Origin of the sequence: Alkalicoccobacillus porphyridii (assembly GCF_007293315.1) — a bacterium.
Taxonomy (GTDB): domain Bacteria; phylum Bacillota; class Bacilli; order Bacillales; family Bacillaceae_D; genus Alkalicoccobacillus; species Alkalicoccobacillus porphyridii.
Map to the genome: position 1 here is coordinate 1 of NZ_VLXZ01000011.1, position 25069 is coordinate 25069.

Genomic DNA, 25069 nt, shown 5'->3' on the forward strand with positions numbered 1-25069 from the left:
GACATCGAAGTGGTGGTTTTCCACTTCGAGGGCTGAGGCCGTTCCCGCGGAAAGCGTAGGGTTCTCCTGTAGCGGCGTCATTCAGCTCATTTTTACATGACTTTTTCAGTGGTGTTGAATAACGGGCAGGGTTGAACTGAACTAGCGTAGCTAGTTTAGTTCAACGCTAGCCCTAGGAAAGCGTGCCAGCCATCCCGGGAGCGACAGACGAAGCAGCACAAAAAATAACACACCTAAACAAAAGGTGTGTTATTTTTTTGTGTTTACTTATGTTTGCTTTTGTTCGATAATAGAAAATAGATCAAACTAAAAGGAGAATGGAGATGCTATCGTTAGAACGCCATGAACAATTATTAGGTTATTTAAATGAACATAAAGCACTCAAAGTATCCGTCGTAAGTGAACTACTAAAGGTAACAGAAAAAACCATTCGTCTCGACCTTGAAGAACTCGAAAAGAGAAGCCTGTTACAAAGAGTACATGGCGGAGCTGTCTTAAGATCAGACGATAACAGCCTGTTCCCAGAGAAGAAAAGACAATCGAGACATCAAGATAAGAAGAAGTTAATTGCTCAGAAGGCCTTAGCGACTATACAGCCACAAGAAGTCATATTATTAGACGGAGGTAGCACAACCTATGCTTTAGCTGAGCTATTAGGTGAATTCCCCGTAACCGTCATTACAAATGATATTGAAATTGCACATAACTTATACGCTAAAGAAAAGGTTCAGTTAATGATGTTAGGCGGTTCACAGCTTGGAGCAACTACCTCATTATTTGGCAAACAAACACTAGAAGCCCTCTCTCAAATATATGTTAGTCGCTTATTTTTAGGAGCTACAGGCATTTCAATTGAGCATGGATTAACGGTACTTAATAGTTTCCATTACGATTGGAAAAGCTCGGTCATTGGACGAGCGAAGCATGTTTGCCTTTTAGCAGACTCAACAAAGTTTGAACAGGTAGGATTAATGAAGTTTGCAGGAATTGAAGACATTGATGAACTGATTACTGATTCAGAGCTGGATCAAAGGATTCAACATCAATTGGCTCAGACAACCATCTCCATCACGATCGCATAAACAGGATTGTTATGAAAACGGTATCATGATATAATCAAACCAAATCGAACGTAACCGAACAAATATGCGACCTGCACCTAGAATGCGTTCAACTATCTAAAGGAGCGATTACGTATGCTTACGACAGGAAAAGCGTTTATTCACGATGATTTTCTTTTAACAAATGCACCGGCCAAAAGACTGTATCACGAATTTGCCAAGGATAAGCCAATTCTTGATTATCATTGTCACGTATCTCCACATGAAATTGCAGATGACCGTCGATACAATAATATCTCGGAGGTATGGCTACACGGAGATCATTATAAGTGGAGAGCGATGCGCGCACTCGGAATCGACGAAGACTATGTAACTGGTAATAAGAGTGATAAAGATAAGTTTTTAAAATGGGCAGAGGCTGTTCCTCACACGATGGGTAACCCTTTATACCACTGGACGCATCTAGAGCTAAAGCGATATTTCGGCGTCGATGAGCTATTAAATCAAGATTCTGCAGAGCGAATTTGGACTGAGGTTAATGAAAGATTACAAGATAAAGAGATGAGCACAAGGGGCATCATTGAGCAGTCGAATGTACATGTAATTTGTACAACGGATGACCCAATTGACTCTCTTGAATCACATAAAAAGCTTGCAGCAGAATCCGGGAATTTTAAAACCAAGGTATATCCAGCCTTTCGTCCTGATAAGGTACTAGCTATCACCACGGAGCCATTCCTTAGTTATATTAAGAAGCTAAGTGAAGCTAGTCAGGTAGAAATTACCTCGTATCAACAGCTACTGAAAGCTTTGGAAGAAAGAGCCGACTTCTTCCATGCAGCGGGATGTCGACTTTCAGATCATGGAATTGACACGGTACCATATAAGCAGGTGACGGAGAGTGAAGCAGCTAATGTTTTTGAAAAAGCCTTAAACGGTAGTAACATCACTGCAGATGAAGAGCTTTCCTATCAAGCCTACACGATGCAGTTCTTGGGTCGTTTATATCATAAGCATGGATGGACGATGCAGCTTCACTTAGGGGCGGCTCGTAACAATAACAGTCGTATGTTTAAGCAGCTAGGTGCTGATACTGGTTTTGACTCTATGGGTGATGCCCCTATAGCTGAGTCGCTGAATGGCTTTTTGAATGAATTGGAAAAGACCAATGAACTTCCTAAATCAATCATATATACAGTTAACCCAATTTATAATGAAGTGATCGCAACAGCTATTGGGAACTTCCAGTCTAGTGGGACAAAAGGGAAAATCCAATTCGGTTCGGGTTGGTGGTTTAACGATCAAAAGGATGGCATGATTAAGCAACTGAAGGACCTTTCGAATATTGGCTTACTAAGCACGTTTGTAGGCATGCTGACGGACTCAAGAAGCTTCTTGTCCTATACGCGTCACGAATACTTCCGCCGAGTACTTTGTGATCTTGTAGGTGGCTGGATTGAAGCTGGCGAAGCACCAGAGGATTACGAGTGGATTGGGCAAATGATTGAAAATATTTGCTACCACAATGCAGAACAATATTTTGAATTTGCGTAAATTCGAACAGGTCTGCACAAGTGATTGCAGACCTGTTTCGTCACTTATTTAGTTAAGAATACGTTGCGGCCATTGTCCCGCCCAGGCATACCCATATCGGCGTTCCTGTTCAACTTCCATGATATCGTAGCGAACAATACCATCTCGACCCGAGAATATGGGTCGATTGGTTCCTATTTCATAGAATCTGGCCCATGTATCAACACCAGCATCCTCAAAGAAATGCGGTTCGGTTCTTCGCTCGTATCTAGTATCTGTTAGTGTAGCTTCTTCAAACCAGTTGAGCGCATGATTTATGGCAGCTGTCACTTCAGGGGTTTGATCAGGTCGTGCTTGAAGCCATTCTACAACACTCACAGACTCATCTCCTGATATGGAGACATGTTCATAGGCTCTACCGGGCATCGGTTCATAGGTGTTGGGATCATGCTGCTGACACCATGCTGTGGGGGTTCCATCTACAACAATTTGCGAGGCGAGGATATAGTCTAGTCCTTGATTAATCGCATGCTCAAGATCAGTTCGAAGCGGTTCATTCAGAAAATCACCATTAAAAGGTGCTTCTTGGTTTAACACTTGCTCTAGCAACTCAAGCACATTAATCATGGCCCGATCATTAAAGGTTACGTAATTTGAATACCATACAGAGCTGGTTGGATCAGATCCACGTTGGGGATAAACTTGACGAATGCCACCGCTCTCATATTGCAATTTAAAGAGAAAGTCAATTCCTTGGTAAGCGCTATCTAGAAAACGCTGATCACCTGTTAATTGATAGGCTTCGGCTACAACCAGTATTTCAGAAACGGTTGCGTCATTGTCAACAGTACCAAGTTCTACACCGTTTTGTTCCCAGACGGATCGAGATTCACTACCGTTCCAATCACGTGTGTAGATTTCAGGTTTGTCTTTTGTCCAACCACCGTGTTCCATTTGCCAAGTAAGTAGATGTTCAGCTTGAGTCACTACATTATTTGCTTTCATTTCAGAAGGATAAAACAATCCTGCAAGAATAAACACAACGAGAAGTGGAGAAAAGAGTTTGACCTTTTTCATGTAAGCACTCCTTTTTAAAGTATTTACTTGCTGAGAAAGAAACACAGAATGTTCTAATGGAACAAGTACTGTCTACTATCATCCCTCCTAATCATTTGGATATATTCACAGACAGAAAGCGCTTTCATTATTAATTTTATATGGGTTTTTATAGTTAAACAATAGATAAAGGCAAGTTCATAGATTATATAAACTTGGGAAAAATTTTGAGAATTTGGAGAGGGGTAACAAAATGGATCATATTGTTGTACATGACCAGGACCATGTAGTTGTTGTGCTCAGAGATTACGAAAAGGGAGAAAACATTCAGCTTGAAGAGCAAACGATTACTCTTAAAGAGGATGTAAAAAGAGGGCATAAGGTTGCACTCAAGCCAATCAAATCAGGTGATGCTGTTCATAAATACGGTTTCCCAATTGGCTTTGCAACCGTTGATATTGAAGAGGGTACATGGGTTCATACTCATAACATCAAAACAACTTTAGAAGGTACGCTTGACTATAATACCTACCAGCCAATGGAAGAGTCATCAAATACTCATAGTGAGCCTCAAGAGCGAACGTTTCAAGGCTACGTTCGTAAAAACGGCGATATTGGTATCAGAAATGAAATTTGGATAGTAAACACGGTTGGCTGTATTAACAAAACGGCAGAGGTTTTGGCTAAGCAAGGGGATCAAATGAATTTTGAAGGTGTGGACGCTGTGTCTCATTTTCCACATCCATTTGGCTGTTCGCAGCTTGGTGATGATCTGCATGCTACGCAAAAAATCCTTAGTAATCTCGTTGCTCATCCTAATGCAGCAGGAGTGCTTGTGCTAGGTTTAGGCTGTGAAAACAATTATATCGACGCGTTTAAAAAAGTCATTGGTGACTATGATGAGGACCGCGTGAAATTTTTAAGCGTACAGCAGGTGGAGGATGAATTAGAGGCAGGTCTTGAGCTTATTGAAGAATTGGCGGAATATGCTGCATCGTTTAAACGAGAGCCACTGCCCCTTTCAAAATTAAAGGTTGGATTAAAGTGTGGAGGCTCCGATGGTTTATCAGGTATCACAGCAAATCCTCTTGTTGGCGTGTTCTCTGACAAACTCATCGCTCATGGCGGCTCAACTGTATTAACAGAGGTTCCTGAAATGTTTGGAGCGGAAACGATCTTAATGGATCGGGCTCAGGATGAACAGGTGTTTAACGGCATCGTAGATATGGTCAACGGCTTTAAAGACTATTTCATTAAACATGATCAAGTTGTGTATGAGAACCCCTCCCCTGGTAACAAAGAAGGTGGGATTACAACGCTCGAAGAAAAGTCTTTAGGCTGTGTTCAAAAGGGTGGATTCTCACCGGTGGTTGATGTACTTCCGTATGGAGGAAGACTTAAGAAAAATGGTTTGAGTCTGCTTCAAGGTCCTGGGAATGATTTAGTGTCTGTCACGGCCTTATCAGCATCAGGTGCACATATGGTTATCTTTACGACGGGTCGAGGTACCCCATTTGGTGGACCAGTACCAACCATTAAAATGTCGACAAATACGCCACTATTTGAGCGCAAGAAAAACTGGATCGACTTTAACGCTGGAGAGCTTGTGCAAGGTAAAAAAATGGAAGAGGTTTCTGAGGAGCTGCTTGATTATGTCGTAGAGCTCGCCTCCGGGAATGTACGGACGCACAATGAAAAACATGGCTTTAAGGAAATCGCCTTATTTAAGGATGGCGTTATTTTATAGGGAGAGGTTGATCGTATATGGAGTGGAATAGTCTCACAAAAGAATTCAGTACCAATCAGCAAGGTGGTGTTGTCAAAGAGACCATTGTACAAGTGGGAGAAGGGAATTTCCTCCGCGGATTTGTTAACTGGATGATTCATCAGTTACATCAGCAAGGACTTTATGAAGGAAAAGTCGTTGCTATCCAACCAACACCTCATGGCAAGGTTGTACCGAAGCTAAATGCACAGGATGGGCTCTATACTACCGTCTTAAGAGGAGTAGAGAATGGCGAAACTGTAAATGAGGCGGAACTGGTTGAATCCATATCAAGAGGTATCGATCCTTATAACCATTGGCAGGAGGTTCTTGAGCTTGCTCGTTCTGCTGATGTTGAGTTTTTCTTTTCAAATACAACGGAAGCTGGACTCACCTATCAGAAAGAAGAGTATGATCATGCAACATCACCACTATCGTTCCCTGGTAAAGTCGTTGCTTTTTTGTATGAGCGTTATCAAACATTTTCCGGAGATAACTCAAAGGGAATTACGTTTATCCCATGTGAGCTAGTAGAAGGGAACGGGGATCTTTTAAAGGAAATCGTTTTAAAAATTATAGACGATTGGTCGCTTCCGGCAGAGTTTAAAGAGTGGGTCTTGTTGAATAATCGTTTTTGCAATACCCTCGTTGATCGCATTGTAACTGGTTTTCCAAGAGGGGAAGAAGATGTTTTCCGTGAAAGACTAGGCTATGATGATATTCTGCTTACGGTAGGAGAGCCTTATCATTTGTTTGTCATTGATGCTCCAGCAGAAGTTGCGGAGAAGCTCCCATTTCATAAAGCAGGACTAAACGTAAAGTGGGGCGACCCTGCTCCGTATCGTGATTTGAAAGTAAAGCTGTTAAATGGAGCTCATACCACAATGTTTGCTGCGAGCTTTTTAGCTGGAGTCAACACCGTGTTTGAAGCGATGACAGATGAACAGCTCTCTGAGTTCACAAAACAAGCCGTTTTTCAGGAGATCCTGCCTACCGTTGAGGCGGATCAACAAGAAAAGCAAGACTTTGCTGGATCCGTGCTAGAGCGTTTCAGTAATCCATTTATTGAGCATCAACTAACAGACATTGGTATGAATCCAGTGTACAAATTTAAAACACGGGTTGTGCCGAGCCTACTGGCTTATGTTGAGCAGAAGTCTGCATTGCCAGCTAAACTCACTGTCAGCTTGTCAGCACTGCTTGCCTATACAAAACCTGTGGAGAGAGATGGAGCCTTTTTAGCAGGTGATCGAGATGGAACACGCTATGTCATTCGTGATAACGAAGCCACGCTTGCGCTACTTGAGCAGGTATGGGGGCAATATAAATCAGCAGAGCTATCATTAGAGCAGGTTGTACAGCGCCTGCTAAGTGAAAAAGAGTTCTGGGGCACTGATTTAACAGAATTAACAGGGCTTGCTGAGCAAGTAGCAGCGGATCTAAAGCAGATTGAGGAAAACGGATTCCGTGCTTTGCTGTGATCAGATAGTTGATGGGCGGACATGGAGAATGTCCGCCTATTGTGTTGAGAGAAAAGGACAGCGTCCAAGTTTATATGTAAATAAGTCTGGAAGTTTTATGGATAGAGGGTTGCTCATGATTTATTTCTTCGTCTGTCGCTCCCAAAATTGGGGGCACTTACCCGAGACAAGGTAATGAGCTAACCCGACTACGTCGATTTAGCTCATTGAACCTTTTTATCCCGCAGGTGTCGGCCCTTTAATGTTGTTAGCTTGTTTTTGGGTAGGCATTGATGAATATTTGCACGATAATAAGGACTTGATCTTGAAAAGACGCTTTACCAAGAAGGATAAGAGTGTAACCAAGTAGAACAGGCATCTAACCAAGAGCAAAAGTGCGTTACCAAGAAGAACTAGTTCTTAATCAAGAGGTTTGGGCACGTAACCAAGAAAGAAGGGGCATTAGCAAGACGTTTTACCGTGTAACCAAGAGGATAGCTGAGATTACCAAGAAGAAAATAAAGTACCAAGAGGAACTGAGACCTTATTAAGAAAAATGATCACTTTACCAAGACCGGTAACCTGGAGAGGAATTTACCGACTAACGATCTGACGAAATAAATGACATAAACCCGACCATTTTCATTCCCCACCTTTACCTCAATGCAAATTCCGATTATACTAAAAATAACTATTATTTGGGAAAAGGGGTCTCGATGGTGGAACTTTTAATCTCTGTTTTTGCTCTTTTCTTCATTCTGTTGGCCTTTAACGCTTTTGGATATTTTGGTTTTTTAAGAGGAGAGAAGGGCGTGAGCAGTACACGTTGGTTCACCCTGACTGTACTGCAAACCGTTGTAATTATCGGTATCTCTTCCGTCTTTAGGGTGATCTAAATCAAAAACTCCAGCTGCTCACTCAGTCTGGAGTTTTTTTCATTTTACCTATTTAATTCGCCATCATGTGTTGTTAAGACATGGTACAAATCAGGGCGGCGATCGCGGAACAATCCCCATTCTACTCGCTGTGCTTCAAGCGCTTTTAAGTCAAATTCAGCATACAAAATCTCTTCAGTATCTCTGCTGGCTTCTGCAAGGACCGCACCGGTTGGACCGGCAATAAAGGAGGAGCCATAGAAGGTGATGCTTGAATCGTCATCACTTTCTACACCAATTCGGTTAGAAGCGATAACCGGTACCAAGTTAGTAGCGGCGTGCCCAAGCATACAGGTCTGCCAGTGCTGCTTACTGTCTACTGTGGAATCTTCAGGCTCAGACCCAATCGCAGTTGGATAAAGAAGAACTTCCGCTCCTTGCAAGGCCATTGCACGCGCGGCTTCAGGGAACCACTGATCCCAGCAAATACCCACGCCAATTTTTCCTACCCGTGTATTCCATACTTTAAAGCCAGTGTCGCCTGGCGTAAAATAGTACTTTTCCTCATAGCCTGGACCATCTGGAATATGACTTTTGCGATAAACACCAAGAATCTTTCCGTCTGCATCAATCATCGCTACAGAATTATAGCGTGCATTGTTCTTCTTTTCATAGAAGCTAATCGGAAGGACAACTGCTAACTCTTTAGCAAGTTTTTGAAAATGAAGAATGGCTGGATTCTCTTCCACACTGGTTGCATACGCATAATACATTGGTTTTTCTTTTTGACAGAAATAAGGAGTCTCAAAAAGCTCCTGAAGCAAAATAAGATTAGCGCCATTAGCTGCCGCTTCTCGCACAAGACGATCCGCGTTATGAATATTTGTTTGGATATCGGAGCTACAGCTCATTTGCGTAGCTGCAACGGTTATTTTAGTCATGAACGACTCCCTTCTGATGGGACCTGTTGAGTGGTACAGTGAACATTTCCACCCTCTTGAATAATGGCCATTCCATCAATTGTACGTATGGTTCGATCTGGAAACGTTTTTTTCAGTTGTTTAATGGCCTTCTGATCATAAGCTTTGGCATCCCCACCAAATACGGGTAGGATGATTCCCTCATTTACAAAATAAAAATTAAGATAGCTTAATGTTAAACGCTGTCCATTGGATTCACGATATGGAGGCTGTTCAATTTCAATGACTTCAACCGGGCGTCCTTGTGAATCTGTTGCTTTTGCTAGAATGGAAAGGTGCTCCTGACTTCTAGCAAAATTCGTATCCTCAGGATCATGACAAACCTGTAGGATGATTTTCCCCGGAGCGGCGAAGCAAGCTACATTATCCACATGACCATCTGTTTCATCTCCCTCTAAACCAAGAGGAAGCCAAATGAATGTATCAACGCCAAGCAGTGGACGCAATTGATCCTCCACTTCTTTTTTACTTAAATGTGGATTGCGGTTAGGGTTTAACAAGCATTCTTCCGTTGTAAGTAACGTTCCCTCACCATCTACATGAATACTGCCACCCTCTAAGATTAAAGGTGCATCAACAGCTGGAACCTTCATAAATGAAAGGAGAGCAGGTGCTACTTCATCATCAAGATCCCAAGGTTCATATTTCTCACCCCAGGCATTAAATCCCCAGTTTATCCCAAATAGCTGATTTTCTTCGCCTCTTACAAAGGTAGGTCCGTTATCCCGGAGCCACGCATCGTTATGTGGAAGTGAGATGAGCTCCACAGGTGCGTGAGCAAATCGTGGCGCAACCGATTCTTCATCTTCAGGATTAACTATTACTAAAACAGGTTCAAACTCACTAATCGCAAGAATTAATTGCTCATAGCCAGTACACACCTGGGTATAATTTTCAGGGTAAACCATAGAATCCTTTACGGGCCAGGCAATCATGGTTCTTGAATGAGGAGTCCATTCAGCCGGCATTGTATATTGTTTATCATGCATCTATCTTCACTCATTTTCTCAATAATTTTTCCTCGCTTTATCATACTCTACTTTGTTTAAGAAATAAATAAAAGGAGAGTTGAACCTACATAAAAAAAGCTCAACAAAACAGGAGAGACAATTCGTCTCCCCTGCTAGATGGAACATGTAAAGTTTATAATTCTTGAGCCGTTGGACGGATAATGATTTCGTTTGTAGCTACATCATTTGGCTCTCCAATGGCATGAGCAATGGCACGGGCGATACTTTCAGGCGGTATGGCGATATCATATAATGCATCTGCACCTTGTTTAGCATCTAAATCAGTAATGTGTTCAACTAATTCAGTCGCTACCGCGCCAGGTGAGATGATCGTTGTGCGGATATTGTTTCCTTCCGCTGCTTCTTCTTTACGTAAACCTTCCGTAATGGCCCGTACAGCGAATTTGGTTCCACAGTATACAGTACCTCCCGGCATTACCTCATGCCCTGCTACAGAAGAAATATTGATAATATGTCCTGATTTACGCTCTCTCATATGAGGCAGAACGGCTCCAATTCCGTATAAAAGACCTTTAATGTTCACGTCAATCATCGTGTTCCATTCATCAATTTTTTTCTTACTCAAGTTTGCGAGTGGCATAAGACCTGCATTATTAACAATGGCATCAATTTGACCGTATTGATCAAGAGTAAATTGTGCCAGTTGTTCCATTTCTTCGTTTGATGTGACATCAACTACTTTATAGGAAGATTCAATCTTATCTTTTTTTAGACTATCTTGTAGTAATTTAAGTCTGTCCTCTCTTCTCGCTGCAAGAACAACCTTTGCTCCCTTTGAGCCAAGCTCTCTAGCGGTTGCTTCACCTATTCCACTTGAGGCACCTGTTATAATCACCACTTTTTCTTCTATACTCATGGCTAACACCCTATCTATGATATATCGTATTGTCTAGGTTCCCGATACATAAAATCTAAAACATTACCCTGTCATTGAAATTAACGTGGATACAGACTCATTGCATTTGATGATGATATACTACATATAAAAATAGGGGCAGGAGTGTTGTGAGATGATTGATCTTCGAAGTGATACAGTGACAAAGCTAACGGATCGAATGAGACAGGTTATGTTTGAGGCTGAGGTGGGAGATGATGTTTATAGAGACGATCCCACCATGCGAGAGTTGGAGGAGATTGCAGCTAAGAAACTTGGTAAAGAGGAAGCTCTTTTTGTAACAAGTGGAACACAGGGGAATCAAATCGCTGTTCTGGTACATTGCTCACTAGGAGAGGAAATTATATTGGAAGAGGGCTCTCACATTTTTCGATATGAAGGGGGAGCGACCTCGGCATTTGCAGGCATTCAACCTTTTCCAATTAAAGGAGAGCGCGGGATGATGAGCGCAGAAGACGTTGAGGCTGCGATAAAAGGCTCTGACATTCATGAAGCGGAGACGGGACTTATTTGTTTAGAGAATACCCATAATCGAGCGGGGGGAACAGTGACGACTCCTAAGAAAATGAAGGAAATTTATGACGTAGCACAACGACACCACATTCCAATTCACCTAGATGGAGCTAGATTAATGAACGCTGCAGTGGCTTTGAAGAGGCCTATGACAGACTTTACTCAATACGTCACTACCGTTCAAATTTGCTTATCAAAAGGACTTGGTGCACCTGTTGGATCCATTATTGCTGGAAGCTCTGAATTTATCGCGAAAGCAAGAAAGTGGAGAAAACGTTTAGGAGGAGGACTACGTCAAGCTGGCGTTTTGGCAGCACCCGGAATCGTTGCTCTAACTGAAATGGTTGATCGCTTAGAAGAAGATCATCAGCATGCAGCTTGGTTGGCTGAGCAAATTAATGCACTTCCACGAGTGAGTGTAGTTGGAAAGGTTGAAACAAACATCCTCATGATGGATGTTTCAGAAACAGGACATACAGCTAATGAATTTGTTGCGCTTTTAAAGGAGAATGGGATTCTCGCAAATGCCTTTGCGCCAACCATCGTACGTTTGGTTACCCATTATGACGTTTCTAAAAAAGATATTGAAGAAACAGCAGACATTTTAAAGCAATTAATTGCAGAGAAATGTGTGAAATAAGTTGCTATTATACGTATATCCGGGCAGACGCGCATCCACGCATTTGTCCGGATTTTTTCGTTTTATGAAAATTTCAGTAAATTACTATTGACTGGACACCGTCAAGTGTCGTACTATAATGACACCATAAAGTGTCATATTCTATTTTGAAGGAGGAAACATGAATACTGCATACCAAGAGCGTGATGTATTTGAGGCCATTGCAGACCCAACTAGGCGTAAAATGATAGATCTGTTGGCTAATTCAGAGGAGTTACCTCTTCATAAGCTAACTCCTCATTTTGAAATGGGGAGAACAGCTGTCTCTAAGCATTTAACTATTTTAAAAGAGGCTAATCTTGTTACAAACCGCCGAGTTGGTAGAGAGACAAGATACCAATTTAATGCTGTACCCTTACAGGAAATAAAAGAGTGGGTTCATTTTTATGAGCAATTCTGGACAGACCGGGCATTACTATTAAAAGACATTTTGGAGGATTAATCAGTGGCAAATATGATACTTAAATTTGAATTTAATAGTTCAATTGAAAAAGTCTGGGAAGCTTTAACACATTCAGATACACTTGCAAAGTGGGTGATGGAAAATAACTTCAGACCCATTGTTGGTTACAAATGTCAGTTTTATAATAAAAAAATTGGACTTACTGTTAATAGCGAGGTATTGATTGTTGATAAACCTTATAAGCTTTCGTATACATGGGTAGGAGGACCAATTAATACGATTGTGACTTGGACCTTAAGACAAGAGGGGAATACGACATATGTTCACTTAGAACAAACTGGATTTGTAGAAGAAAACCAAGAATATAATGGCGCGAAATACGGTTGGACATTTATGCTTGAAAAATTAAATGAGCTTATTAGGTAAAGGAGAAAACATGGGATTCTTAAAAGATTCTTTAACCATATTTAAGAAAAATGAGCTAGTGTATATAGGGAGAGAAGAAGTAGTCAATGGGGTTTATTCCTTCCACTTCGTAAAGCCTTCAGATTTAACTTGGCACTCAGGCCAGCATGGTTTATTTACAATTACTCATCGGAAAATGAAGGATTCGACGCGACCATTAAGTGTTGCATCATCACCAAAAGAGAATATCTTAAAAATAACAACAACGATTACTGATAATCCAAGTCATTTCAAAAAAGGATTAACTGAATTAGAGAAGGGTATGACACTTAGCATGAGTGGACCTGTTGGTTCATTCTATTTAAGTGATAAACACCCAACGCTTCTTATTGCTAATGGAATAGGCATTACACCGTTTCGAGCGATGTTAAAACAAATTGAAAGTCAAGGGACTGATCCTAAAGGGGAGATCCATCTTATTTATCTTCAAGGACAAAGAGGTTTTATTTATGAGAGTGAGCTCCGTAATTTAGGTAAGGATCTACCAATAACAGTAGCATTCATTGAAGATAAATCTATGCTGAATCAAGCAATTGATCAGTTTGTTGAAGCTCATAAAAATAACGGGAAGTACTATATTGCAGGCTCTAAATCAATGGTGGAGTCTGTGACCAACCATTTGAAACAAATTGGCATAACGAAGAAAAACATAAGAAAAGATGCATTCACAGGTTTGCCTTTAGAATAGACATGATAAATGTACATGGAAAGGCTGTAGGAAAGTAATGAAGACTCTACGTGTATACTGGATGTCTGCTACTCTCACCAAAAGGACGAAAATGAAAGGCCGACACCTGCGGGATGAAAAGGCGGCCACTGAAAAAGTCATGTAAAAATGAGCTGAATGACATCGCCAGGAGGGCCCTAGTCTTTCCGCGGGAACGGCCTAAGCCCTCGAAGCGGAAAACCACCACTTCAATGTCTTCAGACACGTTCTGTTCCGCAGGAGTCTTCGGGTTCTCCTTTCGCTAACGTTTCGACTTAAATAATTGAAGAACGTTCAGAAAGATCGTTTTTCAGTGACCTGATGAGGTTCAATGAGCTAACTCGACGTAGTCGAGTTAGCTCAGGTATTCCCGCGGTAAACATGCCCCCAGTTTCGGGAGCGGCAGCCGAAGAACCAATCCTCAGATACTTTTCAATTTATACTTGTAATCATACAAAAAAAAGCTGAACAATGTATGGAGAGACTCCAACATTCTTCAGCTTTTTTTCTTTTAGTTCACGTTTTTATGTGTAATATTATTTCTCCGCTCCGTCATCTGTTTGCTTTGCAATAACGTCTAATACAGCAGAGTATGATACGCCTTGATACTCATTCCCGGCATTCTCATCAAGTTTCACCCCGAAGTTTAAGTCAATGTACTGACCTTCATCCAGCTGCCAGAACTGATTATCTACGCCAGGTAAAGCACCATCTCCAAGTAAAAAGCCACCCTGATTAATGCCGCCTTCACTAAAGGCTCTGAACTCTGCTTCTTCAACCAAACCAGTAACAATTTCAATATCATCACTCAAAGCAGCCACGGCAGCTTGTGCTTCCACTTCATTTGTCACACCATCAAATAACTCCTGGAGCTTAATCTGTGATGCTTCACGGATATCTCTACCAGGCTGTGAAGTAAATTTTATCGCAATGTATCCGACCTTATAGGCAGAAATAGCTACATTTTGGTCAAGCTCATGTGAAAATGAAGCCTCTAAATGTGTATCAAGCGTACCCGTATTTTCGACAGTCAACCAGTCACCAAATACAAGGTTGGATGGAGCAAAGCCATTGTAATTAACGATGTTCTCTTCAAAATTATTCCCGTTGTTAATTTCAAGCGTACCATTTGTTAGCTGACCAGTTGCTTGGATTTCAGATGTGAACCAAGAATATGAACCAAATCCTGCACCGAGTACCAACGCTCCTGTTAATGCTGTCGCAAGTAATGCTTTTTTTGTTTTTTTCATTTAAATGCCTCCTGATTATTGTTTTTTGTAGGTTTTGTCATCCGTTCATACACGGTTATGCCTGCATAAGCAACAAGTGGTAGAACAATAAGAGTTATGAATCCAATTGGTTCTGAGAGGAATCGAGAAAGAAATCCAAGCTTAGGAATAGAAAATAAGACCTTGCCGATGACCTGCCCTTCAAAAACAGGTTCAACGTCGGCCATATTGTTGTTATCGCCTTGTGTCGTAAAGAAGTGATTTCCCTGCTCCTTCGTTACATCTGTAATTCTGTGTGTGACCCTGTTCCCGTCCGAATTGCCAAACGTAATGATGTCTTGTGCAGCAAGCTCACTCGCTTGCGTTTGTTTGATGACAATCACATCACCCTCACTGAACTCGGGCTGCATACTATTAGATAATATCGTTAAAGCGGAATACCCAAATAGATTTGGGGTTTGATTACTTTGCTGCTGGCTTTGGATGAAAAGAAAGGCTACTCCCAAACATAAAAGTACAGCGCAAACCGTAATAACGAACGAAAGGGTTCGCTTGATCAAAAATGATTACCTCCTATCTAAGAGCCCATTTCTTTTACCAAGTAAAGAGAGTTGGGAGAGTGTCTTAACACACTCTCCGTCCGGCTCTTTAACGTCCAGTTATTCTATAATTCCAGCTGCAAATGGAATGCGATAGCTCTCTGAGCCGTCTGCTTGATTGGTAATGTTGATATAGCCTTCATAAGCTCCTGTTTCTGCTGTCTTAGGGCTAATAAAGAATACATTCTTAGTAATGGTTTCCCCAGCAGGAACTGTGACCGTATCCGAGGTTTGGAGAATTACACCATTTTGTAAAGCATCCTTTGAGCCACGGAAATCAACATGATGATCATAATCAATGGTAAAGGTTTTGCTTTGGGAACCGGTGTTTTTAAATGTAACTGATTGGAACTCCCTTACGTTTTTACCTTTACTTTCAATGGCGCCAAAGTTCAATGCACCTGTTAAGTCTTTCAGTGGAATAATCCTATTGTTAGGGTCTAGTGTGACCGATTCTCCCTTTGCTTGAATCAACATGTCTGTTTGTACAGCATCAACTGGACTAATTTGGCCAGCACCTATTTCGAATACGCTATAATCTAGCGTCATAGGAACAGCTGTGTTCATTAATGTTGTTTTGACATCAGCAGGAGATAGTTCAGGCTTGACCTCCAGTAATAGTGCCGCTACTCCAGCTACATGAGGAGCAGACATGGAAGTACCAGATTTACGTCCATAAGCATATTCAAAATCACCAAAATAATCTGGACCATTCATAAAGTCTGGTACTGGTGAAAGGATATTTACACCAGGTGCACTAACCTCTGGCTTGATGGCAAATGTTCCATTTAATGGCCCACGTGAACTGAAGTCAGCTAAGATCCCTCCAGAAGAGATGGACTCTGAACGATCGCCAAAACTGAATAGGCTATCCTCATTTATGGCATCCCTTAAGGCAATGCCTTCTTCATAAGGAAGAGAGAACCCAGCAATAAAGTTTACACCTTCTCCAAAGTAGTTAGGAAAGTGTCCTGCTCCAGGGATATTGTTATAGATAATAATTGCTTCAGCTCCAGCTGCTTTTGCGTTAGCAATTTTATCTACAAATGCAAAATCCCCTCGAGCTACTAAGGCAACTTTACCTTCCGCATCCACTTGATCAAATTCAGCTACAGAGCCAAGCCCTGCATAAACAATTTCATATTCTCCTGCTTCCAACTCATCAAAGTCAGTATCAAAGTGACTTGAAATATTCACAAGATCAAATGTAGAAGTATCATCCAAATATCCTGTAAAGTCAGTAAACACAAGTGGAACATCATTGGCACCTACTGTGATGGCCAGCGGCGAAGTTCCCGGTGAGCCGAGTGTAGCTAGATTAGGACCTGCATTTCCAGCCGAAATGACTGCCGTTACCCCAGCGATAACTGTGTTATTAATAGCAACACTGGTTGGATAAAGTGGATCATTAATACTAGCTCCTAGAGATAGGTTAATAACATCCATTTCATCCTCAACAGAACGTTCAATGCCTGCTAATACTCCTGCCGTACTACCTGATCCATAGGGACCCAGAACGCGATAGGAATAAAGCTCAACATCTGGCGCTACCCCTAACGTCGCGTACTCGGAATCATTGTCAGCTTGACCAGCTATTGTTCCCGCTACATGCGTTCCATGAGAGGTATAATAGGAGTTTCCATTATTATTAAATTCAGGCATACCTGAGGCTAACCAGTCATCATAGGTTGTTTCTTGTGCATCATCATCGTTATCCACAAAGTCATATCCACCAACATAGGCTTCTGCTAAATCAGGATGAGTATAATCGACACCAGTGTCTAGTACACCAACCTTTACACCAGCACCGGTGACTCCCTCTACATGAAGCCTGTCCACTCCAAGATAGGGAACACTGTCAGCCATGTATGGTTCAATTGCTTCCTCTAATACACTTTCAGAGAATACTGGATCAATAAGCTGTACTTCGTCATTACTCCAAACGGACTTTACACCTTCAGCTTCTGTGAGCGCTTCTAATTGATTTGCGGGGAGTTCAATGGTAAAACCATTAAATACGGTTTGATACGTATGGGTAATTGTGTACGCTGTAGTTAATGTAGATAAGTCTTCTTCAAATTCATCCTGAGATTCTTCTACCTGTACTTTTGCTTGAGCAGCACTTAAGCTCTCGCCTTTTTCTTCAGCCTCGGCGATTGCCAGAGTTTCTGGAGATTCTTCAAGCTCAACAATAACAGAGACGATGTCCGTACTATCTAAGTTGATGTCTTCAGATACCTGAAGACTAGCTGTGTTTGTTTCCGCTGAAATATGAAGCGGATAGGAGCCTACTCCTCCTAATACTAAGCTTGTTGATAATGCGGTGACCGCCATTACCTTCCATGGTTTTTGGTTCATACCGATCTTCATCGCAGCGCTCCTCTCTTCCTAATTACTTTTTGATAGATTACGAGAAAAGTATAGCGAATCCATGTCTTTTTTGGATCACTTTCAGGCATTAACACAAATAAAGAGAGAATATGTAGAGAACAATTGTGACAAAAGACATAACGAATGAGGCACGATCTTAGATAGCAACCAATTTAATAGGGTTTTATTAATGAGAACTTTCAGATAGTTGTGAGAATCATGCTGAAATTCACGTAAAATTTGATATAATCTAAAATAATAAGAAAAAAAGATAGAAATGATGAAATAGTCCTTGTCTACATTCAACCAAAAGTCGTACTCAACTAGGCAGAAAAAAAGGGAGTCCCGAGTTCATAAATTAGATTAACAAGGTGGTGATTGGTCTATGCATGAAGGTTTTATTATTAAGTACTATCGTGAACAGCAGCATCTTACGCAGCAACAGCTAAGCAAGGGGATCTGCTCGGTGGCACATATTAGTCGAATAGAGAGGGGCACGGCTCATTATTCAACGGAAATCACCTATTTATTAAGTAATCGGCTTGGTGTCGATATTGAGCATGAAGTAAAGAAGTTTAAAAAGGTGAAAGAAACACTTGACCAATGGCACGTCTCAATGATTATGCAGGATCGAACAAAAACAGAAAGCTATAAAGAAGTACTTGAGAAGAATACACTGCTACTGCAGTCTACTTTAGGTTTCTACTATCAGCTATTACTTGTAAGATACTATTTGACGAAGCAACATTTAAAGGAAGCAGAAAGAGAATTAAAACAGATTTCAACAAAAAACCACCTACTGAGTGATAGAGATATACAGCTTTACTATCACATGTGTGGCATTCATCGGTTATTTACTGGTGAATATGAAAAAGCATTAGGGTACTTTAAACAAATTGAGCCCGAGGTTTATAGAAATGATGAATACTACTACCATCTAGCCATTACCTGCTACCGCTTTGGACATCATGTAAAGGCCTATGAATATGCAAGGATGAGCTTGAACTTTTTTAAACAAGCAAATCACTTCCGCAAAATTATTGACGCCGAAACGTTAATTTTGCTAACTCAGAGTGTTCAAATTGTTCATCATGACTTAGATGAATTAGTAGATAAATACAATGATTTGATTAGAAGCTGTGACCTATTTGGAGAGTATGAGAAAAAAGCCATTCTATTAAATAATCTTGGATACGAGTATTTTCTGCAATCGATGAACAGGGAGGCCAACAACTACTATAAGGAATCCCTTGAGCTCTATCAAAAATGTAACTATCCAAATTATATTTCTCCATATGCTGGTTATATTCTTACAAGCTATCTATTAAAGGACGTGGAGTCCGATCAACAGTTAATGAAGAGTGTTCGAGACGTCATGCAGCTTGCGAAACAGATAGGGAACATCGGAGATACTAAGAAAATTAAATTACTCTCTTATTTAATCAAAGGACAGATGAAACAATATTACGCGTACCTTCACGAGAGCTTAATTCCTTATTTACGTAAAAGTGGGAATGTCACATTAGCTAGTTACTATGAGAAACAATTGTTTAACCACTATATTGAAGCAAATGAAGGAGAGAAAGCGACTCAAGTTGCCTATTCTTATATTAAAGGTAGTTAAGTGAGAGGGGCACAGGTGGAATTTCCTCTGTGCCTCTTTTATTGAAAGCGGACACATTAAGGAGGGCGCTAGAAAAGGATTTACAGGGTCTGTATCAGGTGCTATGATAACTGAATACTAGCGTCGCTCTCGTGTAGCTTACCGGGAGTGTTTTTTTGTTATAATCCTTTATCGGTTTAAACCGAATGAGTAAAAAGAGAGAATGTAAATGGGGTGGAGTCTTTGAAGGAGTATATTATTGATAGAATGTATAAAGCATCGGCTGGAGTGGCAAACGCTGTGCTTGTCACATTAGCCATTGGCTTATTATTTGAGACATTTGGTCAATTTCTTGGCTGGCAAGCGCTTCTGACCATTGGAGGAATAGCGAAGGTCCTTTTGGCACCAGCTATAGGCGCTGGTGTAGCCTATCAGCTTGGAGGAAATACCCTTGTAATCTACAGCTCCATTATATGTAGTACCGTGGGGGGAGCGGCCATGCAGGTGACGGAGTCAGGTATGACTATGGTAACCGGACAACCCGTTAGTGCGTTTATTGCTGCGCTTGTGGCAACCTATGTTGGCAAAAGAGTGACAGGCAAAACTAAGCTTGATCTTATGGCTATACCGCTCGCAGCGACACTAGCAGGAGGAATCACAGGAGTAGGTGCAGCAGCGGTTGCGACACCTATATTAACAGCTATGAGCGCAGAAATTACGAGCTCGGTTCAAGGCTCACCCATTTTGGCTTCTATAGTTATTGCCCTTGTTTGGAGTGTACTTTTAATGACACCAGCTTCATCGGCTGCCCTTGCGATTGCTTTACAATTGGATCCAGTATCTAGTGCAGCAGCACTGATTGGTTGTACAGCTCAATTTGCAGGGTTTACGGCCATGTCATTTAGACAAAACGATTTCGGCGGCTTTCTTGCACAATCAGTGGTTACACCAAAGGTTCAATTTCCAAACCTTGTTAAAAACCCTAGATTGGTTATTCCGTCCTTTGTTGCAGCGGTTGTGTGTGCACCCATCGCAACGATTCTTCTTAGCTTTGAAGCCACGTACGAATTAGCTGGACTTGGCATGAATTCTCTTATCGCACCTTTAACGATTTTTGCCATGCAAGGGTGGTCAGGTCTTATGATCTTTTTACTAATGGGAGTAATCGTTCCCATTATCATTTCGTTGCCACTATATATGCTTATTAAGAAATTGGGCTGGGTCAAACCAAATGCATTGCATGTTGAGGTTCAATAACTAGCTTCTAATTAAATAAGAGTGAGCTTCTAAACCGCCAAACCCCAAATGTTAGAGGATTTCTAATGTTTGGGGTCTTTTTGAGTCAAGTACTTATTATTAGTCATACTCATGCCTACCTAAAACAATATTATAAAAACTGGAAGAGTAACACCTGCGGGATGAAAAGGAGGTCACTGTAAAAGATGGTTTACCTTGAATATAATGCTAGTTTAATGACGTGAGAAATGAACAAGGTCTCTCTTATCACAAGGAATCGGGAATGAGAGGTAGATACATTGGGAGGAAAGTGAAAAAATCTGAATACCAAGAGGAGCGGATGATTTAGCAAGAAGCAGGAGCTCTTAGCAAGAGAAAAAAACTGAATACCAAGAGAAGCTGATGATATAGCAAGAAGCAAGAGCTCTTAGCAAGTGGAAAGACCTGCATACCAAGAGAAGCAGGTGATTTAGCAAGAAGCAAAAGCTCTTAGCAAGAAACTCATCAGAAATCCATCGGAAGACGATCTAAACTCGCGTGCGTAATTCGTTAAGCGCAGCCAATCCACTTAACTAGGGATGTTATTCAATCGTCTGATTGGAAACATACGCGACGAAGCTTCACCGGGACAGCACGTGGCAGACCGACATTAAAGTGGTACCCTAGCACTTCAAGGGTTGAGACCGTCCCCCGATGGGGATTCCTGAAGCGATGCAAATGAGCTCATGACTTTTTTAATGACCTTGATGATAAAGTTCATTAAGATGGTAGAGCCAGATTAAAGCTTAATACTATTTCCTGTGAGGAACTCTTCCTTAGTTAATAATCCCGTGATAAATAATCTCAGCGGTGACATTTGCCTTGAATTTTATAGTAGGATAAGCTTCATTCCAATCTAATTGTTGCCAATCCTCATAATAGAAAGCGCGAACCTGTCTGCCGATGGCTAAATAATCACAGTTTGCTTCCTGAATTTTTTTTAAGACTTCATTTGCTTGTTTAGTGAATTGTTCCGATAGCTCTGTGTTTACTTTTTTTACGATGGATTCCTTATAAAGATGATCAGCAGGATATTCATTGGCATCAAGCTTCAGTATCAAATCAATTTGTGCCTCGAACTGCCCCTGGTCATTTTTTGTTAATGTAAAATTCCGATCAAGTTTTTCCACATCGACAGTGATAAAATCGTACAAATCATCATAACCCATGGAATGAACTTTTTTTGTCATCCGATGTTCTCCATTAGCGCTTCCATCTAAAAGCAACAGCATAATGGTTTCATCCGAGTTAATTTCACCAGTCATTCTTCTCCCATTAAATAAAGCAGATCCGGTAAGCTTGATGCCCGAATGATTTTCAAGTACCTCGACAGTGGGTAGAATAAGGTCCTGATCATTATCATATAAAACGGATAATGTATTCTGAAGGCTAACCACAGGGATGCTTCCTGTTTCTTCGGCACTCATCAACACATCCTGTAGATAGTCACTAATAAGGGGCTTGTTTTCCGTTTGCACATGAAGGGCTTCTCCAGCTTGCTCCTCAACAACGGCTAAACGAGCAGTAAGGGCGCTTAGTGGAGACCGGTAATTTCCATCGAGAACAGCATAAATATCCTTTTTAGCTAGTTTCTTACTAAATAATGTCACTTGGTTTTTAGAAGCAAATAATTCACTGCCGATTTTTTTATCAAGCTCGGTTCGAGCGTCTCTCACGGAATTACCCTCAGCAGCAATTATTGTTGTGGTAGTAGGGATCTTTTCGTTAGAATTTCCGCTAACTACCGCAATGGTCATTTGTATAAGACCATGATCGGAATCTAGATCGAAAGCCTGACTATTAATGAGGGCAACATCTTTTAGTAATTGCTCATCCCAACATCCTGAAAGAAATACGGTCAGAAATAAACAACCTAGTATCTGCTTACGTATGTTCACGAGGCGCCCTCCTTTTAAATAAGACGGCATACAATAATAAAAAGGCAGGAATCACAGCTATGAAAAAAGAACCTACATAATTAATGAAGGTAGAAAAATGTCGGAGTGTTAAAACATTTTGCGGAATTAATGCTAATATCGTAATGATCAAGCTGCTTATACTGGAAAACAATAATCTTTTCTTTTGATTAAAAACAGTCGCCATTCCGATTGAAGCCATATAAAGATAACTAACAATAGTGGCAAGAACCACCACAGACCATAAAGCTAAAAAAATTAAATCAATTCTTTCGATTAATACTAAAGAAATGGTTTTAATCATGTACAGTAATGGCTCAGGAAGAATCTCGAATTGCCCCGGACTGAAATATATAAACGAAGCAATGATTGTAAATGTATAAATGGCTGTCACTAGAATGTTGGCATAGGACGCAGCCAGCAATTTTTCTTTATTTGATCCTTTAACAACTGGATGTAGGATAGCGACGATAAGAAAGCCTTGCATTGAAAATGAGGCAGACATAACGCCCTTTCCAATTTCGAACCAACTTGATGTGAGAATGGGTAATAGATAAAGTGGTTCTGAATCAAAGAATGCATATGTTGCACATATGGGTGTAAGGAGTACGATGGGACCTACTATTACCATAAACCTAGAAATGATTTGAACATGGCTATTTAATAAATATAAGCAGGCGATTACAAACAAAGGAATTTTGATTATGTCAGGTGTTTTACTTAGTACCCATACAGAAATAAGGAAATTAAATACCAATAACACAAAAGCCGCAATGATTAAAAAATATACAATATAAAGCACACTAATGAATTTACCCAGAACTTTTCCTACGAGCTTTTCAAATAGTTCGTAAAGGTTCTGATTAGGGAACCGAATGGATAAAGACCAAATGAGAAGGATGAGTATCTGAGTCACCATTCCCGCGATAATTATAGATATCCATCCGTCTGTTTTTGCATCGTGATAGATATTGTAGGGAAGGGTCATAATACTTATGCCAATTTGAGTCTGTACATAAAACCAAAAAAACTGAACTAGATTTACACTGGATTTACTACTTTTCACGTTGCTTCCACCACCAAGAATATCCTTGTTGTTTGAGTGTCTGAGGCTTGACCGCGAGTGGCCGTGTGTTTAAGAACCAAACCGGCATACGGATGGCTGTATCTTTCATGTCCTTTAAGCGAAAAGGGGCAATAGGAGAAAGATATGGTCTACCAAAAGAGGTGAGCTTACACAAATGCATGAGAAGTAACATAGAAGCAAGCGTTACCCCCAAAATTCCGAAAATAGCTGCCAAAAACATAAAAGGGAATCGAAGGACTCGTACAACTGAATTCATCTCAGGTGAAGGAATAACAAAAGAAGCAACAGCAGTTAATGCAACAACAATAATCATCATGTTGGAGACCAATCCTGCGTTAACAACCGCTTCACCAATAACAAGTCCTCCTACGATACCAATAGTTTGACCGATCGGGGAAGGAAGCCTCACCCCAGCCTCTCTAATTAATTCAATCGTTAATTCCATAATTAATGCCTCAATTAATGGAGGGTATGGAATATTAGCCAAGGAGTTTTTAACTGGAAGAATAATTGGGTTTGGCAGAATCTCATAATTAAACGCAACCACAGAAATATAAAGAGCTGGAAGTGTGACCGCAATAAATACACTTAAAAACCGTATAACACGATAGAATGAACCTAATATAAAATGAATATTATAATCATCAGGTGATTGAAAAAACGCAGATATCGAAATGGGTGCAATGAGCGCTGTTGGACTGCCATCAGTCATAACAATAATTCTTCCTTCAAGTAAATGTGATATAATCCGGTCAGGTCTTTCAGTGTATAACACTTGTGGAAAGGGTGAATAAGAATGATCCTGGATATATTCTGCAATAAAACCTGGTGAAATGACTAAATCAGATGAGATATCATTTATCCGATCTTCTATGGTTTCAACAATCTCTGGATCAGCAATGTCGTTCATATAAACAATAGCCGTTTCTCGCTGCAATTTAGCGCCTACGCGGGTTTTTTTTACTGCTAATTCACTTGTTTGTGCCCGTCTTCTCAAAACATTCAGATTGACGAATAGACTTTCCACAAGACCCTCGTGCGATCCTCTTACAATTTTTTCATTACTCGGCTCCTCAATACTCCGATCAAAGAAAATACCTACTTCGACATATAAAATGCTTGGTTCTCCTTCTAATAAAATAGCCGCATATCCTTTTGTTAGAAGAGTGGCTTCTTTAGTTACATTGCTATCTCTTTTCCAGTTCGTTGAGACAATCAAGTCCTCAAGCGTGTACCGGTCATCAAATTTGTCTTCTGAAAGCGGGATAAAAAACGTCTGTTCCAAAAGATTTGTATCAACCAAAGGCTCTAGATAAAGAACACAACCTCTTTTACCATGAAATTCAAAGTATCTTGTGCCAAAATCATCTGGATGATGATATAGACTATTAAAGGAAGCAAGATCCTCTTTGAGGTTACCAGTCGCTAGAACTACATCTACTTTATTTGAGATTTGATTTCTCCTAAGCTTTCGCGGGCGTTTTCTCATAAGTCACCTTACTCCTTTCCTCATAGGGATACTCGTTATAACCTGCCCTTGAAAAGAAAGTTCATGCATGAAATGATAA

Annotated in this window: 21 protein-coding genes; 11 read left to right on the forward strand and 10 right to left on the reverse strand. The window is 40.7% G+C overall.

Features of this window, described 5'->3' with window-relative positions:
• The first annotated feature begins 323 nt into the window (after window positions 1-323).
• Both FN960_RS15880 and uxaC read left to right on the forward strand, forming a co-directional pair.
• A complete protein-coding gene (locus FN960_RS15880; RefSeq protein ID WP_143849840.1) occupies window positions 324-1082 on the forward strand; it encodes a DeoR/GlpR family DNA-binding transcription regulator in 759 nt (252 codons plus the stop codon).
• A gap of 114 nt (window positions 1083-1196) precedes the next feature.
• Window positions 1197-2615, forward strand: coding sequence for a glucuronate isomerase (uxaC, locus tag FN960_RS15885; RefSeq protein WP_143849841.1), 1419 nt, complete (start codon window positions 1197-1199; stop codon window positions 2613-2615).
• A gap of 48 nt (window positions 2616-2663) precedes the next feature.
• Here uxaC and pelA read toward each other — a convergent pair whose 3' ends face one another.
• Complete coding sequence (gene pelA, locus FN960_RS15890) at window positions 2664-3671, reverse strand: pectate lyase (RefSeq protein WP_143849842.1); 1008 nt, start codon at window positions 3669-3671, stop codon at window positions 2664-2666.
• A gap of 232 nt (window positions 3672-3903) precedes the next feature.
• Between pelA and FN960_RS15895 the strand changes: the two genes are divergently transcribed.
• From FN960_RS15895 to FN960_RS15905, 3 genes are all read left to right on the forward strand, one after another.
• Window positions 3904-5397: a UxaA family hydrolase gene (locus FN960_RS15895; RefSeq protein WP_143849843.1), complete on the forward strand. Its 1494-nt coding sequence runs from the start codon at window positions 3904-3906 to the stop codon at window positions 5395-5397.
• 17 nt (window positions 5398-5414) lie between these two features.
• Window positions 5415-6896, forward strand: coding sequence for a tagaturonate reductase (locus tag FN960_RS15900; protein ID WP_143849844.1), 1482 nt, complete (start codon window positions 5415-5417; stop codon window positions 6894-6896).
• A 695-nt stretch (window positions 6897-7591) separates the two neighbouring features.
• Window positions 7592-7771: a hypothetical protein gene (locus tag FN960_RS15905; RefSeq protein WP_143849845.1), complete on the forward strand. Its 180-nt coding sequence runs from the start codon at window positions 7592-7594 to the stop codon at window positions 7769-7771.
• A gap of 44 nt (window positions 7772-7815) precedes the next feature.
• Here the strand turns inward: FN960_RS15905 and aguB are convergent, their stop codons facing one another.
• From aguB to FN960_RS15920, 3 genes are all read right to left on the reverse strand, one after another.
• A complete protein-coding gene (aguB, locus tag FN960_RS15910) occupies window positions 7816-8691 on the reverse strand; it encodes an N-carbamoylputrescine amidase (protein ID WP_143849846.1) in 876 nt (291 codons plus the stop codon).
• Complete coding sequence (locus tag FN960_RS15915; RefSeq protein ID WP_143849847.1) at window positions 8688-9719, reverse strand: agmatine deiminase family protein; 1032 nt, start codon at window positions 9717-9719, stop codon at window positions 8688-8690. The genes aguB and FN960_RS15915 overlap by 4 nt, the downstream gene beginning before the upstream one ends.
• A 154-nt stretch (window positions 9720-9873) precedes the next feature.
• Window positions 9874-10617, reverse strand: coding sequence for an SDR family oxidoreductase (locus FN960_RS15920; protein ID WP_143849848.1), 744 nt, complete (start codon window positions 10615-10617; stop codon window positions 9874-9876).
• A gap of 154 nt (window positions 10618-10771) precedes the next feature.
• Here FN960_RS15920 and ltaE point away from each other — a divergent pair, with 154 nt between their 5' ends.
• The 4 genes from ltaE (at window position 10772) to FN960_RS15940 (ending at window position 13404) form a co-directional block, all read left to right on the forward strand.
• Complete coding sequence (gene ltaE, locus FN960_RS15925) at window positions 10772-11809, forward strand: low-specificity L-threonine aldolase (protein WP_143849849.1); 1038 nt, start codon at window positions 10772-10774, stop codon at window positions 11807-11809.
• Between the two features lie 160 nt (window positions 11810-11969).
• On the forward strand, window positions 11970-12290 hold the full coding sequence (locus FN960_RS15930; RefSeq protein WP_143849850.1) for an ArsR/SmtB family transcription factor: 321 nt from the start codon (window positions 11970-11972) through the stop codon (window positions 12288-12290).
• A gap of 3 nt (window positions 12291-12293) precedes the next feature.
• On the forward strand, window positions 12294-12677 hold the full coding sequence (locus FN960_RS15935; RefSeq protein WP_143849851.1) for an SRPBCC family protein: 384 nt from the start codon (window positions 12294-12296) through the stop codon (window positions 12675-12677).
• A 10-nt stretch (window positions 12678-12687) separates the two neighbouring features.
• A complete protein-coding gene (locus tag FN960_RS15940) occupies window positions 12688-13404 on the forward strand; it encodes an FAD-dependent oxidoreductase (RefSeq protein WP_143849852.1) in 717 nt (238 codons plus the stop codon).
• A gap of 554 nt (window positions 13405-13958) precedes the next feature.
• Here the strand turns inward: FN960_RS15940 and FN960_RS15945 are convergent.
• The 3 genes from FN960_RS15945 to FN960_RS15955 all read right to left on the reverse strand — a co-directional run bounded on the left by FN960_RS15945 (window position 13959) and on the right by FN960_RS15955 (window position 17620).
• On the reverse strand, window positions 13959-14672 hold the full coding sequence (locus FN960_RS15945; RefSeq protein WP_143849853.1) for a TasA family protein: 714 nt from the start codon (window positions 14670-14672) through the stop codon (window positions 13959-13961).
• Window positions 14669-15211, reverse strand: coding sequence for a signal peptidase I (locus FN960_RS15950; RefSeq protein ID WP_143849854.1), 543 nt, complete (start codon window positions 15209-15211; stop codon window positions 14669-14671). The genes FN960_RS15945 and FN960_RS15950 overlap by 4 nt, the downstream gene beginning before the upstream one ends.
• A gap of 99 nt (window positions 15212-15310) precedes the next feature.
• On the reverse strand, window positions 15311-17620 hold the full coding sequence (locus FN960_RS15955; protein WP_143849855.1) for a S8 family serine peptidase: 2310 nt from the start codon (window positions 17618-17620) through the stop codon (window positions 15311-15313).
• Between the two features lie 385 nt (window positions 17621-18005).
• Here FN960_RS15955 and FN960_RS15960 point away from each other — a divergent pair, with 385 nt between their 5' ends.
• Together FN960_RS15960 and FN960_RS15965 are read left to right on the forward strand one after the other, a co-directional pair.
• Window positions 18006-19244, forward strand: coding sequence for a helix-turn-helix domain-containing protein (locus FN960_RS15960; protein ID WP_143849856.1), 1239 nt, complete (start codon window positions 18006-18008; stop codon window positions 19242-19244).
• 246 nt (window positions 19245-19490) lie between these two features.
• Complete coding sequence (locus FN960_RS15965) at window positions 19491-20480, forward strand: PTS sugar transporter subunit IIC (RefSeq protein WP_143849941.1); 990 nt, start codon at window positions 19491-19493, stop codon at window positions 20478-20480.
• A gap of 794 nt (window positions 20481-21274) precedes the next feature.
• On the opposite strand, the gene FN960_RS15970 is transcribed toward FN960_RS15965, so the two are convergent.
• The 3 genes from FN960_RS15970 to FN960_RS15980 are packed head-to-tail and all read right to left on the reverse strand — an operon-like array spanning window position 21275 to window position 24990.
• Window positions 21275-22396, reverse strand: a complete 1122-nt coding sequence (locus tag FN960_RS15970; protein ID WP_185971068.1) for a Ger(x)C family spore germination protein — start codon at window positions 22394-22396, stop codon at window positions 21275-21277.
• Window positions 22383-23480, reverse strand: a complete 1098-nt coding sequence (locus FN960_RS15975) for a GerAB/ArcD/ProY family transporter (RefSeq protein WP_185971069.1) — start codon at window positions 23478-23480, stop codon at window positions 22383-22385. The genes FN960_RS15970 and FN960_RS15975 overlap by 14 nt, the downstream gene beginning before the upstream one ends.
• Entirely contained in the window at window positions 23470-24990 is a 1521-nt protein-coding gene (locus FN960_RS15980; protein ID WP_143849859.1) for a spore germination protein, read from the reverse strand. The genes FN960_RS15975 and FN960_RS15980 overlap by 11 nt, the downstream gene beginning before the upstream one ends.
• Window positions 24991-25069: the final 79 nt, after the last annotated feature.